The sequence below is a fragment of the Deltaproteobacteria bacterium genome, assembly GCA_040223695.1.
Classification (GTDB): Bacteria; Desulfobacterota_D; UBA1144; order Nemesobacterales; family UBA2774; genus JAVKFU01.
The window spans coordinates 233,413-247,577 of record JAVKFU010000015.1; the positions used below are offsets into that span (position 1 = coordinate 233,413).

Genomic DNA, 14,165 nt, shown 5'->3' on the forward strand with positions numbered 1-14,165 from the left:
CTCACGATTCTTCCTTCTGCTTTAGCTTGTACAGGAGCGAGCGTCTGCTGATACCGAGGGTTTTAGCGGCCCTCGTGCGGTTGCCGCCGGTCTCGGAAAGCGCTCTGTCTATAAAGGCGTTTTCGACCATTTGCTTTGCCTCGTCGAATGAGAAATTATTCAGCAATCCCTGAAGCTCTGTGCTGTTTGGGGGTCTGCTTCCGGCCGGTTCGACCTTTTGTATTATATCCGAATCCGAGAGTATCATAGCCCTTTCAATTATGTTCTCCAGTTCCCTCACGTTTCCCGGCCACTCGTAACGGGTGAGCTCCGCCATGGCCTCGGGTGATACATGCCTGATACGGGGATTTATCTGGCGCCTGTATTTGTCTATGAAATGTCCTACCAGAAGTGGAATGTCCTCTTTCCTCTCCCTCAAAGGCGGTATAAAGATTGGAAATACGTTTAGCCTGTAGAAGAGGTCGTCTCTGAATCTTCCGCTTGTGACGTCCTGCCTCAGATCGCGTGAAGTTGCGGTTATAACCCTCACGTCTATATTTATTAATTTGTTATCTCCGAGCCTTCTGATTTCCTCTTCCTGAAGCACTCTCAAGAGCTTCGGCTGGAGGACCTGTGGGAACTCGCCTATCTCATCGAGGAACAACGTCCCCCCGTGCGCTTCCTCGATTAAACCCCTCTTCGAGCTGTTCGCCCCTGTAAAGGCCCCTTTGGCGTACCCGAAAAGCTCGCTTTCCATAAGGGGTTCCGGTATGGCCGCGCAATTTACGGCGACAAAATTAGCATCCTTTCTGTCGCTTTGGTTATGAATCGCCTTTGCGACCAGCTCCTTCCCGGTCCCGCTTTCGCCTGTAATCAAAACCGTTGTTTTGAAACGGGACGCCTTGCTCGAAAGCTCGATCACTTCGTCAATTGCCCTGCTTGAGTGTACGATGTCCGTGAAAGTATTTTCTGTTCCGAGCTCTTTTCTCAGATAGCTGTTTGCCGCCCTCAGCCGGTGTCTCTCCCGGGCCATGTGCATCCTCAGAATCAGTTCTTCGGAGTTAATCGGTTTGTTTATATAATCCGCGGCTCCCCTCTTTATGGCCTCGATGGAGCTTTCTATTGATCCGTAAGCCGAGATCATAATGACGATTGAGTCGATATCCCGGCACTCCGGCTGTTGCAGGAATTCTATTCCGCTCATTCCGGGAAGTTTTATATCGCAGATTATAAAGTCGTACAGTTTTCCCGAAGCGATAAGGTCGATGGCCGCCCTCGCGTCCTCTGCGCTGTCAACTCCATACCCCTCCATCTGAAGTATGAGCGTAAGCGATTCCCTTATTCCTCTCTCGTCGTCAATTACCAAAATTTTCTGCATTTTTATAATCCTTTGCCCTGGGAAAAATAATTTTAAAGGCGGAACCTTGCCCTTCTTTACTGTCTACACTGATTTTGCCGCCGTATGTCTCGACTATTCTCGCTGAAACCGACAGACCGAGACCCGTCCCGTGTCCCGGCTCCTTGGTTGTAAAAAACGGATCGAATATTTTGCTCCTGATCTCCTCCGCTATTCCCGCTCCGTTGTCCGTTATATTGATAAGCACAGTCGAGTCCGGGCGGCTTTGTGTGGAAATCGTTATTTCTCCCGAATCGGCTATAGCGTCCCTGGAGTTCAGAATTAGATTTATTATCACCTGAGACAGCTGATTGGGGTCGGCTTCGATGAGAGGGATATCCTCTTCAAGCTGAAACCTGACTGAAATCCTTTTCAAAACTCCCTGGCTGTTCAATATATCGACTGTGTCCCTTATTACCTGGTTTACGCTTAGCGTTTGAGGCGCCAGTTTCTTGGGACGCGAGTAGTCGAGCAGTGTTCTTATGATCCTGTCCACCCTGTCCACTTCCCTCTTGATCTCGTTCAGAAAATCGGTTTTTTTGTCCTCGTCTGTTCGTGACGACCTTTTCATCACGTCCACATATCCGTTTATGGCCGACAGGGGGTTTCCGATTTCATGCGCAACGCCGGCGGACAGCTGTCCCAGCGAAGCGAGTTTTTCCGCTTCGATAAGCTCTCTCTGGGTTGATCTCAGCTCCGCGTTCGCTTCTTCAAGCTCCTTGATCTTATTCCTGAGCTCTTTTTTCCCGCTCTCTATTTCGTCGTACATATTCCTGAGCGCGGAATGGAGCTGATTTATTTCCCTCACTCTGCCGACGTCGGCGCTCTCGGGGAACTTTCCGGCCCCGATCGACTCGGCGGTTCTGATGAGTTCATGAACCGGCCTGATAATCCTTCTCGAAAGTATGTAAAAACCGAAGAGCGCTATAATAATCAGGAACAGTATTATCCACAGAGCAATGAGCCTCTGCCCCAGAACTATACTCTCCCCGAGTGAGGAAAGAGGCTGGTATATGAGCAGGGCGCCGTCCTTTTTTCCGGATACTCGGATGGGTGCCGCGATTTTAATTCCCCGGTAACTGGAGAATGGAGGTATGTTAACGCCCTCTATATCGAAAACCGCGTGACCCGCTCTCCCGGCCTCAAGAATAAGCGGGTCGCTCCTGCTCTCTTTACCGGCGGCTTCTGATGTGCTGAAGGATAATCTCTCATCTCCGATTGCAACGGCGCCCCAGGCTCCGGGATCCAGCACCTTTTTCAGAAATCCTATTCCTCCGTCTATGTCATTTTTCTCGAGGTAGGAATTCTCTAGCGCCGTGACAATTGACTTGACGCTGTCTATCTTTCCCTGAAGCGCGAATCTTTCAGTCACTTTAAATGCGATTATGCCGATAAGAAACATGGCGACCGCCGTAATAAAAAGAATATTTACAAGTACTTCTGCTCTTAAGCCTGTCTGTCGCATTTTACCCGTATGATACTGCCGGATGTAGAATTAGGGGACGAAAGCGAGTCCGTCTCCTATGTAATTGTAGGTCTTTTTTTTGAGGAGTGGTAACTAAATCCTCAGACTGAAGCCGCCCGTGAAGACAAAAATTACGGCGGCCAGGGACAAAAAGGGGCCGAAGGGCAGGGCGTATCTCAGGTCCCCTTTCTTAAAGGCTATAACGGTCAGTCCGGAAACGGTCCCTATAATCGAGCTCACCAGCATTACGAATATTACGCCTTCCACGCCTAAAAATGCGCCGATCATCGCAAGAAGCTTAACATCGCCCATTCCCATTCCTTCCCTTTTTCTCAGAGCGAGATAGAGGAGGGCTATAATGTAGAGGAGGCCCCCTCCCAGAATTACACCGAATACCGAGTCCAGAAACGGCACTTCGTTCAGTATTCCGAAGAAGTCTCCGAGGTTAAACTCGATAATTTCCATGAGCTGCCGGCTCCTCCGCCAGTCCGTTATGAGACCGTTAAAAATGAGGCCAGCTATGATCCCCGGAATGGTGATAACGTTCGGTATAATCATGTGTTTAAGGTCTATGAAGGCGATCACGATAAGTGCGAATATGAAAATCAGATAGAAGAGGGTTTCGATGGAGATTCCGAATTTCCATAATACGGCAGGAAAAAGCAGTCCCGAGAGAATCTCTACGATCGGATACCGGATGGATATGCGGGATTCGCAGCAGGAGCATTTCCCGCCTAGAAATAAATAGCTCAGTATGGGAATGTTATGATAAAATTTGATCCTTTCACCGCAGGATGTGCAGTGAGACGGGGGGTACGCTATGGATTCCTCGCGCGGCAGTCTGTAAATGCAGACATTGAGAAAACTTCCTGTTACCGCACCCAGTATAAACGAAAAGATGTAGAGGACAGTTTGGTTCACAGGGAATTAGCTATTCCGCGCGCTCGTTTTTAAGTTCTACGTTCGCTATGATTTTGCTTTTTATTTCTTTAAGCGCCTCGGAAAAGTGCCGTTCGGTTATCTTTAATTTTTTCTTCCTGTTGCTCAGGTGTTCCCTTATCGCTATTATAGAGGCCCTCTGACAGAGGAGTTCTATGTCGGCTCCCGAAAGCCCGTCTGTTTCGGAGGCGACCCCCCTCAGCCTTGCGTCTCTTCCCATCGGTTTTCCGCGCGTATGAATCTTGAGTATCTCGTGGCGTTCTTCCTCGTCCGGATAGGGAATGTTGAGTATAAGGTCGAACCTGCCCGAGCGCAGAAGCGCATGGTCAACTATGTCTATCCTGTTCGTAGCCGCCAGCACGAGCACCTCCCTCAGGTCCTCCACTCCGTCCATCTCCGTCAGCAGCTGGCTTACTACCCTCTCCGAAACACGGGTCCCGTCGGTCTCTCTGCGGTGAGGGGCAAGGGCGTCTATTTCATCGAAGAATACTATGCAGGGGGCGACCTGTTTCGCTTTCTTGAACACCTCCCTGACCGCGTGCTCGGATTCACCGACATATTTTGAAAGCAGTTCGGCTCCCTTGACGGAGATAAAGTTCGCTCCGCTCTGGTTTGCGAGCGCCTTGGCCAGAAGTGTTTTCCCCGTGCCCGGCGGGCCGCAAAGAAGTATCCCCGTAGGCGCCTTCGTATCCGTTATCTCAAAAAGGTCCTTGTGAATAAACGGCCATATTACGGCCTCAATGAGCTTGTCCTTTATTTCCTTCAGCCCCCCGATATCATCCCAGGTAACCTTGGAGATCTCGACGAATATCTCCCTTATGGCCGAGGGCTCGACTTCCTTGAGCGCTTCCATGAAGTCGTTCATCTCCACCTTGATCGGTGCGAGGTTCCCGTTGTTTTCAAATATCTCCTCTTCTTCGTCCTCGTAATCGGGAAGGGATTTTCGGAGTGATTTCATGGCGGCTTCACGGCAGAGGTTCTCTATGTCCGCCCCCACGAACCCGTGGGTCAAATCCGCGAGCCGTTCGAGGTCGATGTCCTCTGAAAGAGGCATCCCCCTGCTATGGACCTCGAGTATCTGTAAACGTCCGTTACGGTCGGGCACGTCCAGGCTTACTTCCCTGTCGAACCTCCCCGGCCTTCTGAGCGCGGGGTCGAGCGCGGAGGGGAGATTTGTGGCTCCTATTACGACTATGTTCCCCCTGTGCCTCAGGCCGTCCATTAGCGAGAGCAGCTGGGCTACTATCCTCTTTTCGACATCGCCCGAGACCTTCTCCCGTTTTGGCGCGATAGCGTCGAGCTCATCGAGGAAAATTATAGAAGGCTGGTTTCTGGTCGCAATCTCAAAAATGTCCCTTAGCCTGGCTTCGCTTTCACCGTAAAATTTGTGCATTATCTCGGGGCCGTTTATCACCTGAAAATTCGCATTCGTTTCATGAGCTACGGCTTTAGCCAGAAGGGTTTTACCGCTGCCTGGCGGTCCCACGAGGAGTATACCTCTCGGAGGGTTAATTCCGAGCTTGTCGAACAGCTGAGGGTATCTGAGCGGCAATTCAACAATTTCCTTTACCTTGTTTATCTGGTCCCTCAAGCCGCCTATATCGTCGTAGCTTACCCTCGAGCTGTCGAACTTTCCCTTGGGCCTCTTTCTTATATCGAGCTTTGTTGAAGCCCGGATAATAACCGAGTTTGAGGGGATTACTCCAATGACATTGAAATCTTCGAGCCTCGAGCCCGGGAGCTTGATCCTGATTTTATCGCCTATTGTTATGGGAAATCCGTCCAGCCTGTCAAGCAGGTATTTATTTTCGTTTCCGTTGTAAAGAACGTCGTTGTTCCTGGGCGCCAGCACCACCTTCGTGGCTGATTTGTTGTCTATCTTTTTAACGAATATATGCTCGTCTATATCAACCCGGGCGTTTTCTCTTGTAATTCCGTCCATCTGTATTATGGACTTCTCGGAGAGTGATTTCTCAAGCGGCATAACCCGCACGACCGTTTTTCTCTTTCCGCCTACTTGCACCAAATCCCAGGAACCCACGCCTATCTCGCGCATGTCTTCCGGATTAAGCCTAGCAAAGCCTTTGCCCGAGTCCTTTTTTGCCAGTTCGCATATCTTAAGAGCTATCATATCAGTCCCTAGAAGAGGATACCGCTCACATATTTTTGGGTCAAGGATATTTTAAGTTCGCCGATTTGCGATTGAATAAACCTTTCTTCTTTATTATAATTTTTCAAATCCTTATTTTACAACGCTCTCGTGAAACTTAGATCCCTGACACTTATGAACTACAGGTCGTATACGGCCCAGAACTTTATCTTTCATGACAGAATGAATCTCGTTTACGGTGATAACGCTCAGGGCAAGACCAACCTGCTCGAAGCGATTCACTTTCTTTTGATGTTCAAGCCCTTCAAACAGGTGAGACACGAGGAAATAATCAACTTCGGCGCGGAGCTCTGCAGGATCAAGGGTGAAATCGAATCCGGCTCCGGTCTTGACGAGGTCCATATACTGCTGAGCGGCGAGCGGAAAACGGTAAAGCTGAACGGAAAAATCATTTACAGGACTTCCAGGATACTGGGCAGATACAATGTGGTTTCGTTCCTTCCGTCCGACCTCGAGCTCATAAAAGGAGGGCCGCAGGGGAGAAGAAGATACCTCGACGGCCTCGTCTGCACGCTCGAGCCCGTACACTTGAAGGACCTAAAGCTGTATCACAGATTACTTATGCAAAGAAATGCTATACTGGCGAAGACTTCCGGCCTCACTCCGCAGAAGCTCGAGATATGGGACGAGAAGCTGGCCGAGACGGGCGCGCGGGTTGTATCGAGGAGAATTAATTACATAAAGAAAATCGCCCCTCATTTGAAACGCATATATGCGTCTACTTCCGGTCAGGAATCGGATGTAGGTTTCCACTATGCGGGTTCTTTCGGCGCAGAGAGCGATCCGGAGCGGGAGTTCAGGGAGCAGCTCAGGTCGAGATTTGAAAGGGACAGAAAGCGCGGCCATACAACGGCAGGGCCTCACAGGGATATCCTTGGTTTCAGCATCGGCGGCAGGGACGCGTCTCTCTACGCGTCCCAGGGCGAGGCTAAAAATCTGGCCCTTGCGCTAAAGGCGTCCGAGATCGAGCTCACCAGGGATTCCCTGGGAAAGACACCGATTTTGCTTCTGGACGACGTGACCAGCGAGCTTGACGAAGGGCGGAGAAAGTTCCTGTTCAGGCTCCTTCAGGATTTCACCGGTCAGATTTTCATCACCGGCACAAGCCTGAATGAAATTCTTGGCGGTGGCGAGGCGCGGGTATTCCATATTGAAGGGGGAAAAGCCCGCCACAAACAAATTACCGGATAGATATGTTATTGTATTAATACCGGATTCAAATGGAGCAATACGGCTTGCATCCTGGTTTATATTATAAATAAAAATTTTTCGTAAGACCTACAGGGGAGGAACCGGGCTTGAGCGAAAAGGCGTTTCAGGATTATTGGGAGAAAAACAAATGCTGGGGGTGCGGAAGCTCAAACGAGCACGGACTTCATCTGAAGAGCTACTGGTCCGGGGACGAGTCGGTTTCCGGTTTTATACCGTCACGGCATCATAAGGCCGGTCCCGATCACTATCTGAACGGCGGAATAATAGCCACTGTTATAGATTGTCACTCCATATGCACGGCAATTGCAGACGCCTACCGGGAGGAGAAGAGAGAATTGAACAGCGAGCCGTTTATATGGTACGTCACGGCATCCATGAAAATCGACTATCACAAGCCGGCCCCGATAAACGAGGCTGTTACTCTGAAGGGCAAAATAGTAAACAGGGAGGGCAGGAAGACAGTCGTAGCCTGCGATCTCTATTCCGGAGAGCTCCTGTGCGCCCGGGCGGAGGTACTGGCGGTCCGGGTCTCGCCTGAGAAATGGTTCGATTGAGGGTTAAATCGGTTTTACCGGCCGCATTAAATTGATTCTGGTATTATTCTTTTGTTTTCAGAGGAGTTATATGAAAGATTCGTGCATTGTTTTGTTTTTTATTATCGCGTTCTCGGTTTTAATCTCTCCGCGGCTTTATGCCGGGGATATTCCTTCGCCGGTTGAAGCGAAGTTAATTTCCGATGCTTCCGCTATTAAGCCCGGTTCGTCATTTAGAATGGGTGTTTTACTCGACATCGATCCCCGATGGCACGTGTACTGGAAAAATTCAGGGGATTCGGGGCTGCCCACCAGGGTTAAATTCTCGCTACCGGAGGGGTTTCAGGCAGGCGAGTTAATGTGGCCGCTTCCGACCGTTTTCAGGGCGGAGGGCGGTATTGTCGACTACGGATACGAGGACTCCCTTCTCCTGTTCGCTTATGTAAGCGCCCCCCTTGAGATTTCACCTGACTCGGAGGTGAAACTGGCGGGTGAGGTGTCGTGGGTGAGCTGCAGGGAGATATGCATACCCGGCAGGGCCGAGCTTGAGCTTCTGCTACCCGTGTCACAGGATGTAAAAGAGGTGAATTCTGAATTGTTTAAAGAGTGGAAGGCAAAGTTACCCATCAATGAATTTGACGAAGATATACCTTTTAATATTGAGGTAAACACAGCTAAAAAGGAAAATAATTTAACCGCGGTGAATATTTTGCTGGATGCCGATACCGCGGTGACTGATATTGAGCTCTATCCCGTTCCGGGAAATACGCTCGTTGTCGACAATATCAAGATAACTCCACAGGCGCTTGATGAAAAAACCACGATAACCTTCGACGTTAAACAGTTGCCGGGGCGCGAGTCGTCTCAGACGGAGCTGGATACGCTCATAGTATTTACGGACGGCAGCGGTAAAAGATCGGGGGTGTCGCTCCCGGTGCTGCTGGAAAACACGAACTAGTAATTAAAGGAGGATGACACCTTGAGCTACCTGAACGACTTGGGGCTATTCGTACTGCGCGTCTCGATAAGCGCGACTATGATACTGGCGCACGGCCTGTCGAAGCTCCTGAACCCTGCCCCGTTTATCGAAGGACTTGCGGTAAAGGGTTATCCTGTTCCCGCTGTGCTTGGATACGCGGCAATATCGGCGGAGACTCTCTTTCCTCTGCTCATAATACTGGGCTTATTCACCCGTGTGTCCGCTCTTATTGCGGCCGGAAATATGCTCGTAGCCGGTCTCGTTCACCATGTGGTGCTGGGCGGCGATCCTTTCAACGTATGGGAAAGAGCCCTTCTGTATATGATTGTCTTCCTTACTATCCTGATCACGGGTCCGGGCGGCTGGTCGGTCGGAAGATTATTCGGCGGCAGGCCGTAATCGATAGATGCCCCCGTTCATTCTTGCTGTATCCTTAACGCTGTTTTAGTAATATTTTGATACCCTGTCCCACGGAGTATGCTCCAATGCCTAAAAAACAGATCATAATTGCCGGAGGCGGTTTTGCGGGTGTAAAATGCGCCGGGACGCTTCGCAGGAAGCTTAAACCTGAAGAGGCCGATGTAATTTTGTTTAACAGCGAGAATTATATGGTTTTTCAACCCCTGCTGGCAGAAGTAGTGGGGTCTTCGATCAGTCCGGAGCCTGTCGCCGTGCCGCTCAGGCAAATGCTGCCCGGCGTTTACTGCCGCACGGAGGATATAAGCGGCATCAACATGGATGACAACTATGTGGAATTTACCGGGGACCGGGGCCGTAAGGGCATGATGCACTACGACCACCTGGTAATCGCCTGCGGCTCGGATGTCAATCTGGGGCTGATACCCGGAATGGCCGATCATGCGTTTCCGCTCAAAACGGTCGGCGACGCCATTACGCTGCGCTACCATGTGCTGCAGCAGTTGGAAAACGCGGAAATAGCCGACAACGCGGACCTCAGACGCTGGTATCTCTCTTTTGTCGTTGTGGGAGGAGGGTTCAGCGGCGTAGAGGTGGCGGGCGAGATAAACGACCTTGTTCGGGATACGTATAAGTACTACAGAAATATTCCGAAGGAAGAAATCAGGGTTACGCTCATTCATTCACGCGACCAGATTTTGCCGGAGGTTACCCCGAAGCTCCGCGATTTCGCGAGAATAAAAATGGAGCAGGCGGGGATTAATGTGACGCTCAACCGGCGGGTGTCGTTTGTCAATCCTGAAGGGGTGGGTTTCGGCGACGGGAGCATGATAAACGGCGCCACTATTGTCTGTACGGTCGGCAACGCCCCTTGCGCAATGGTCGGGAAGCTCGATATCCCGATGGAAAAGGGCAGGCTGCTTACCGAGCCCGATATGAGGGTAAAGGGCAGGGATAATCTCTGGGCGATAGGGGACTGCGCCATTATTACAAACGATTACGACAAGGCTCAGAGCCCCCCTACGGGACAGTTTGCCGAGCGCCAGGGCACTCAGGCGGCGAACAATATAGCGCGCGTACTGACGGGAGAAGAGACCAGGCCTTTCAGGTTTAAACCCCTTGGGCAGTTATGCGCGATCGGGGGTCATAACGCAGTGGCGGAGTTTCTGGGCCTCCAGATATCGGGGTTCCTCGCCTGGGTTCTGTGGCGCTCGGTATATCTGTTCAAGCTGCCGACCCTGTCCCACCGCTTAAAGGTGGGATTCGACTGGGCATGGGAGATATTCTATTCACGGGACCTCGCGCACCCGAAAGGGGACACGACCGAAAGGATATCGAAGGCGCATTATCAGCCCGGGGACTATGTGTTCAAAGAAGGAGACCCTTCCAATAACTTCTATATCATCGAGTCGGGCGAAGTCGAGGTCGTTCGGAAGTCTCCCGATAACGGCGGGGAAAGTATCGTGGCCATACTCGGACCGGGGGATTTTTTCGGAGAGATAGCGCTTCTCGAAAACCGTAACCGAAGCTCCGCCGTGCGCGCCAGGTCCGATGTGGAGCTCACGGTCATGGGCAAAAAGGTCTTTCAGCAAATATCCGGCACGCTCGCCCCGTTCAGGGAATTCCTTGCCGATGCGGTGAAGAGGCGAAGCGGCAACTTGTGGCAAAGAATACCCGCTGCGTACGACATACTTCAGGGGCAGCCTCTCAGTACCTTTATAAAACCCCTGCCCGAGACCCTTTCCCCTCATGAAACATTCGAGGATGCTGTGGGGAAATTCAGCGACCTAGATCTCGATTTCTGCTGTGTCGTGGACAACGGCAATAAACTCAAGGGAATTCTGACCCGCACGGATGTATTCAGAGCGGTTGAAAGGGGGGTAAGGCTTGAGACGGAAGTGGCGGATTTTATGAATCAATCCCCGGTTGTAGCCACGCTCGGCGATTCGAGCACGATTGTGGCGTCCATGATGCGGGAGCACGACCTCAAATCGGTCCCCATAGTGGATGACCCGGACAACCTGCATGTGGAGGGATACGTCAGGCGGGACAGGATGATAGGGTTCGTTCTGAAAAAGCTCGGCAGGAAGGAGACCGGGAATTAAAGTTTTCCGATCAGTATTCCGGCTCCGAGCACGATGACTCCCCCTACTATCACCTGAAAGGTGGCCGACAAAAACGGGGTGTCCATATATCTGTTTCTGATGTAGGCGATGGCTATGAGCTCTATCGCTACCACAACGCTCGCGATGATGAGCGCTGTTTCGAATTTCTTTATCAGGAAGGGGAGGGCGTGCCCTATCGCTCCGAGAAATGTCATAAGCCCCTCGACTATTCCCCTTAGCCAGGGGCTTCCTCTCCCGCTGATTTTCCCGTCGTCCGAGAGCGCTTCCGAGAAAGCCATGCTTATACCCGCGCCGACGGCGGTCGCGAGGCCGACTATGAAGGCCGTTTTGCTGTCCTTCGTAGCGAGCGCCGCCGCAAATAGCGGGGCGAGGGACGATACGGTCCCGTCCATAAGTCCGGCGAGCCCCGGTTGAACAATCTGGAGAATGAATCTCCTTCGTTCATCGTCGTTCGGTGCGCCCCCGTCCGGATTCGGTACATTGAGTCCCTGCATTTCGTTTACTATTATACAGCCGTTTTTTCTTTGATCCTCCAAGTCGGTTTTGAGTATTACACTCTTGGAGTTTCGCTTGAATTGGTATATTTTTGTAGTTAGAATGGTTTTTGGGGGAGTGGATTATAAATAAATTTACGGAGGTTATGATGAGAAAGATAGCTCTTACTTTCAGTTTCCTTTTATTGGCGTTCTCCGCGGGCATAAGCCTGCAAGCCGCCGAGCACGGTATAACCATAGGCGAGTTCAGGCAGATGTACGACAGCCTTTTAGCGGGCAAGACGCTGGTCACCGAGACCGAAGAGGACGGGATGTCTGTAAGGACGGAAAGGAATTACGGACAGGCGATAAGCGTCGGAGGGGAAGATTTTGAAGTGCCTGTGCAAAGGGTTATAACCAAGACAAAAGACGGGCAAATGGTACAGAGAGTGACTGTAAGCATCCTGGACAGGGTTAATGACATAGGCGGTCAGCCTATCATATACGAGGAAGCCAGGAAATTGGTGGTTGAAAATCCGGAAGCGGCTCCTCTGGATACTGAGGAAATTGAATTTCTCGGGCTTTTCCGTGTGTCAAAAAATGACAAGGGCGGTTTTGATGTTCATAATTTCGGACTGATTCCAACTGTTATCGTAGAAAATAACACCAATAAAATCAGCGGATCGAACGTTTCATATTCCTGTTATCCGGAAAATAATGCCACAAAGTGCGTATTGACGGTTCGCGATTATCGTCTCGGAGACTACACGCCCCTTATGGGTTATCAGCTTATGGAGCCAATCGGAGGCGATTTCGTAGAGACTGCCGTTGAGGTAAAACAGTAAGATTCTCCACGCGTTCATTTTCGTTATCAACAAATTAAAAGTAAATCAGGGAGGCAAATAAATTGAAAAAAATACTCTTGATTATATCGACAATTGCCGTGCTTGGATGTCAGACTTACACGCCTGTAATAGACCCTGCGAGTGTGCGCAACGACGACGCGTATTACAGGGATCAGGCGGAATGCAGGGCGATTGCCCAGCAGGGAGCGCCTGGCTGGAAAGACACAGCCAAGGACACGGTGGTCGGAGGAGCGGTGGGAACGGGAGCCGGGGCGCTGATAGGCACAATAGCTGGAGATACCGTTAAAGGCCTTGCATACGGGGCTGTAGTCGGCGGGCTTGCGGGCGGAGCCAAGGGGGTATATGATTCCGAGAAGGGGTATGAGGACATTTACAGGAACTGCATGAGAGGCAGGGGCTATAATGTCCTTAACTGACGCTGAATTTCTGTTATGAGCAGACCCAATATCGGGAAATTACTGGAACTCTTTGACCTGGATAGGGATTTCACGGATGAAGAGCTGAGAGTCGCTTACAAAGACCTGGTTCAGGTCTGGCATCCCGATAAATACGCTCATAACGAAAGGTTAAAGACACGCGCGGAAAATAAGATCAAGGAATTAAATGAAGCCTATACCACTCTGCGCAAGGTTCTTAATAATAACCCGGGCTTGAACCCCCGACCGGCGGGCGCTCCGCAGGGCTCGCCGGGCAGCGGTTTTATCAACAGTATTTTTCACCCGACGGATTTCAAGGAAGCGAGTGATATTGCCTTTGCCCATGCGCTCAAGCTTTCGGTGGCCGCGAGGGCGAGACTCGATTTATTCCACGTATCCCCCGAGAGAAATAAGGAATTAATCTCCGAATTCCCCAAGATAAGGGATACGCTTGTCAAGTGGAACGTTCTGCCTGAAAACTCTTCTCAGGAGGACTTCCGGAACCTGGGTTTTTACTATCAGAAAATAATCGGTTTTCACAAGGATACCGTAAGCTCTATTCTTCAATATCTGGATCAGCATCCTTCCGACATGACGGTGCTCGCTACTCGCCAAAAGACCGGAGCCGGGAGTTTGCTCTTCAAATCCGTTGCGGAGAAGGTATCGAGAAAATCAGGGGGAATGACCCTTTTTCTGCAGGATAAGAAAGACGGCTTTGTTACGCTTGACGAGGGGAAGGTGACGCTCAAAAATATCCTGATTCCGGTAGACGACAAGCCCGACCCGATGCTTTCCGTAAACGCCGCTTTTAGAATCGCTCAGCTTCTCGAATGCGGCGAGTGCTATTTCACGCTTCTATACGTGGGCGATGCATCCGGAATGCCTGATTTTAATCCGCCTGCTCACGGTTCGTGGGAATGGAAAAAGCTGACGCTCGGCGGTAATGTAGTCGAAACGATCCTGGGTGTAGCCGGGGATATTTCAGCGGACTTGGTAGTAATGGGCACACAGGGACATCAGGGGTTTCTGGACGCCCTCAGGGGAAACACGACAGAACAGGTGTTAAGACGAGGCGCGAGCCCTCTCCTGGCCGTGCCGGAACGAAGAACTTTAAAAAGAAATGCCTGGAGGTAAAGATAATTAAATCGGTATTCGCAAATCAGGTATAGTCCCTGTCGTCTTGCCGCGGTATAT

General features: G+C 50.8%; 12 protein-coding genes and 1 pseudogene. 8 read left to right on the top strand and 5 right to left on the bottom strand.

The window, feature by feature from the left end; genetic code table 11:
- Nucleotide 1: 1 nt before the first annotated feature.
- The 4 genes from RIG61_05305 to RIG61_05320 all read right to left on the bottom strand — a co-directional run bounded on the left by RIG61_05305 (nucleotide 2) and on the right by RIG61_05320 (nucleotide 5,910).
- A complete protein-coding gene (locus tag RIG61_05305; protein ID MEQ9618570.1) occupies nucleotides 2–1,357 on the bottom strand; it encodes a sigma-54 dependent transcriptional regulator in 1,356 nt (451 codons plus the stop codon).
- A complete protein-coding gene (locus RIG61_05310; GenBank protein MEQ9618571.1) occupies nucleotides 1,335–2,840 on the bottom strand; it encodes an ATP-binding protein in 1,506 nt (501 codons plus the stop codon). Before RIG61_05310 ends, RIG61_05305 begins: the two co-directional genes overlap by 23 nt.
- Nucleotides 2,841–2,933: 93 nt before the next feature.
- Nucleotides 2,934–3,761 (bottom strand): prepilin peptidase, encoded by an 828-nt coding sequence (locus tag RIG61_05315; protein MEQ9618572.1) that lies wholly within the window; start codon nucleotides 3,759–3,761, stop codon nucleotides 2,934–2,936.
- Between the two features lie 10 nt (nucleotides 3,762–3,771).
- Nucleotides 3,772–5,910: a CDC48 family AAA ATPase gene (locus RIG61_05320; GenBank protein MEQ9618573.1), complete on the bottom strand. Its 2,139-nt coding sequence runs from the start codon at nucleotides 5,908–5,910 to the stop codon at nucleotides 3,772–3,774.
- Nucleotides 5,911–6,039: 129 nt separating this feature from the next.
- Between RIG61_05320 and recF the strand changes: the two genes are divergently transcribed.
- From recF to RIG61_05345, 5 genes are all read left to right on the top strand, one after another.
- The gene (gene recF, locus RIG61_05325) at nucleotides 6,040–7,140 is read left to right on the top strand and encodes a DNA replication/repair protein RecF (protein MEQ9618574.1); all 1,101 of its coding nucleotides are present in this window, start codon (nucleotides 6,040–6,042) and stop codon (nucleotides 7,138–7,140) included.
- 107 nt (nucleotides 7,141–7,247) lie between these two features.
- Entirely contained in the window at nucleotides 7,248–7,715 is a 468-nt protein-coding gene (locus RIG61_05330) for a PaaI family thioesterase (protein ID MEQ9618575.1), read from the top strand.
- A 70-nt stretch (nucleotides 7,716–7,785) separates the two neighbouring features.
- Entirely contained in the window at nucleotides 7,786–8,652 is an 867-nt protein-coding gene (locus tag RIG61_05335) for a protein-disulfide reductase DsbD family protein (protein MEQ9618576.1), read from the top strand.
- A 21-nt stretch (nucleotides 8,653–8,673) separates the two neighbouring features.
- Nucleotides 8,674–9,072: a DoxX family protein gene (locus tag RIG61_05340; GenBank protein MEQ9618577.1), complete on the top strand. Its 399-nt coding sequence runs from the start codon at nucleotides 8,674–8,676 to the stop codon at nucleotides 9,070–9,072.
- 86 nt (nucleotides 9,073–9,158) lie between these two features.
- Nucleotides 9,159–11,195, top strand: a complete 2,037-nt coding sequence (locus tag RIG61_05345; GenBank protein MEQ9618578.1) for an FAD-dependent oxidoreductase — start codon at nucleotides 9,159–9,161, stop codon at nucleotides 11,193–11,195.
- Here the strand turns inward: RIG61_05345 and RIG61_05350 are convergent.
- A pseudogene (locus RIG61_05350) lies at nucleotides 11,192–11,668 on the bottom strand (rubrerythrin). The gene RIG61_05345 and the pseudogene RIG61_05350 overlap by 4 nt on opposite strands.
- Nucleotides 11,669–11,859: 191 nt before the next feature.
- Here RIG61_05350 and RIG61_05355 point away from each other — a divergent pair.
- The 3 genes from RIG61_05355 to RIG61_05365 all read left to right on the top strand — a co-directional run bounded on the left by RIG61_05355 (nucleotide 11,860) and on the right by RIG61_05365 (nucleotide 14,105).
- The gene (locus tag RIG61_05355) at nucleotides 11,860–12,534 is read left to right on the top strand and encodes a hypothetical protein (GenBank protein MEQ9618579.1); all 675 of its coding nucleotides are present in this window, start codon (nucleotides 11,860–11,862) and stop codon (nucleotides 12,532–12,534) included.
- A 62-nt stretch (nucleotides 12,535–12,596) separates the two neighbouring features.
- Nucleotides 12,597–12,971 (top strand): YMGG-like glycine zipper-containing protein, encoded by a 375-nt coding sequence (locus tag RIG61_05360; protein MEQ9618580.1) that lies wholly within the window; start codon nucleotides 12,597–12,599, stop codon nucleotides 12,969–12,971.
- 15 nt (nucleotides 12,972–12,986) lie between these two features.
- Nucleotides 12,987–14,105, top strand: coding sequence for a universal stress protein (locus RIG61_05365; GenBank protein MEQ9618581.1), 1,119 nt, complete (start codon nucleotides 12,987–12,989; stop codon nucleotides 14,103–14,105).
- The last annotated feature ends 60 nt before the right edge of the window (nucleotides 14,106–14,165 follow it).

Coding starts and splice junctions, on each gene's coding strand:
- RIG61_05365 (MEQ9618581.1), top strand. CDS start 12,987: ATGAGCAGACCCAATATCGGGAAATTACTGGAACTCTTTGACCTGGAT.
- RIG61_05305 (MEQ9618570.1), bottom strand. CDS start 1,357: ATGCAGAAAATTTTGGTAATTGACGACGAGAGAGGAATAAGGGAATCG.
- RIG61_05310 (MEQ9618571.1), bottom strand. CDS start 2,840: ATGCGACAGACAGGCTTAAGAGCAGAAGTACTTGTAAATATTCTTTTT.
- RIG61_05355 (MEQ9618579.1), top strand. CDS start 11,860: ATGAGAAAGATAGCTCTTACTTTCAGTTTCCTTTTATTGGCGTTCTCC.
- RIG61_05345 (MEQ9618578.1), top strand. CDS start 9,159: ATGCCTAAAAAACAGATCATAATTGCCGGAGGCGGTTTTGCGGGTGTA.
- RIG61_05335 (MEQ9618576.1), top strand. CDS start 7,786: ATGAAAGATTCGTGCATTGTTTTGTTTTTTATTATCGCGTTCTCGGTT.
- RIG61_05320 (MEQ9618573.1), bottom strand. CDS start 5,910: ATGATAGCTCTTAAGATATGCGAACTGGCAAAAAAGGACTCGGGCAAA.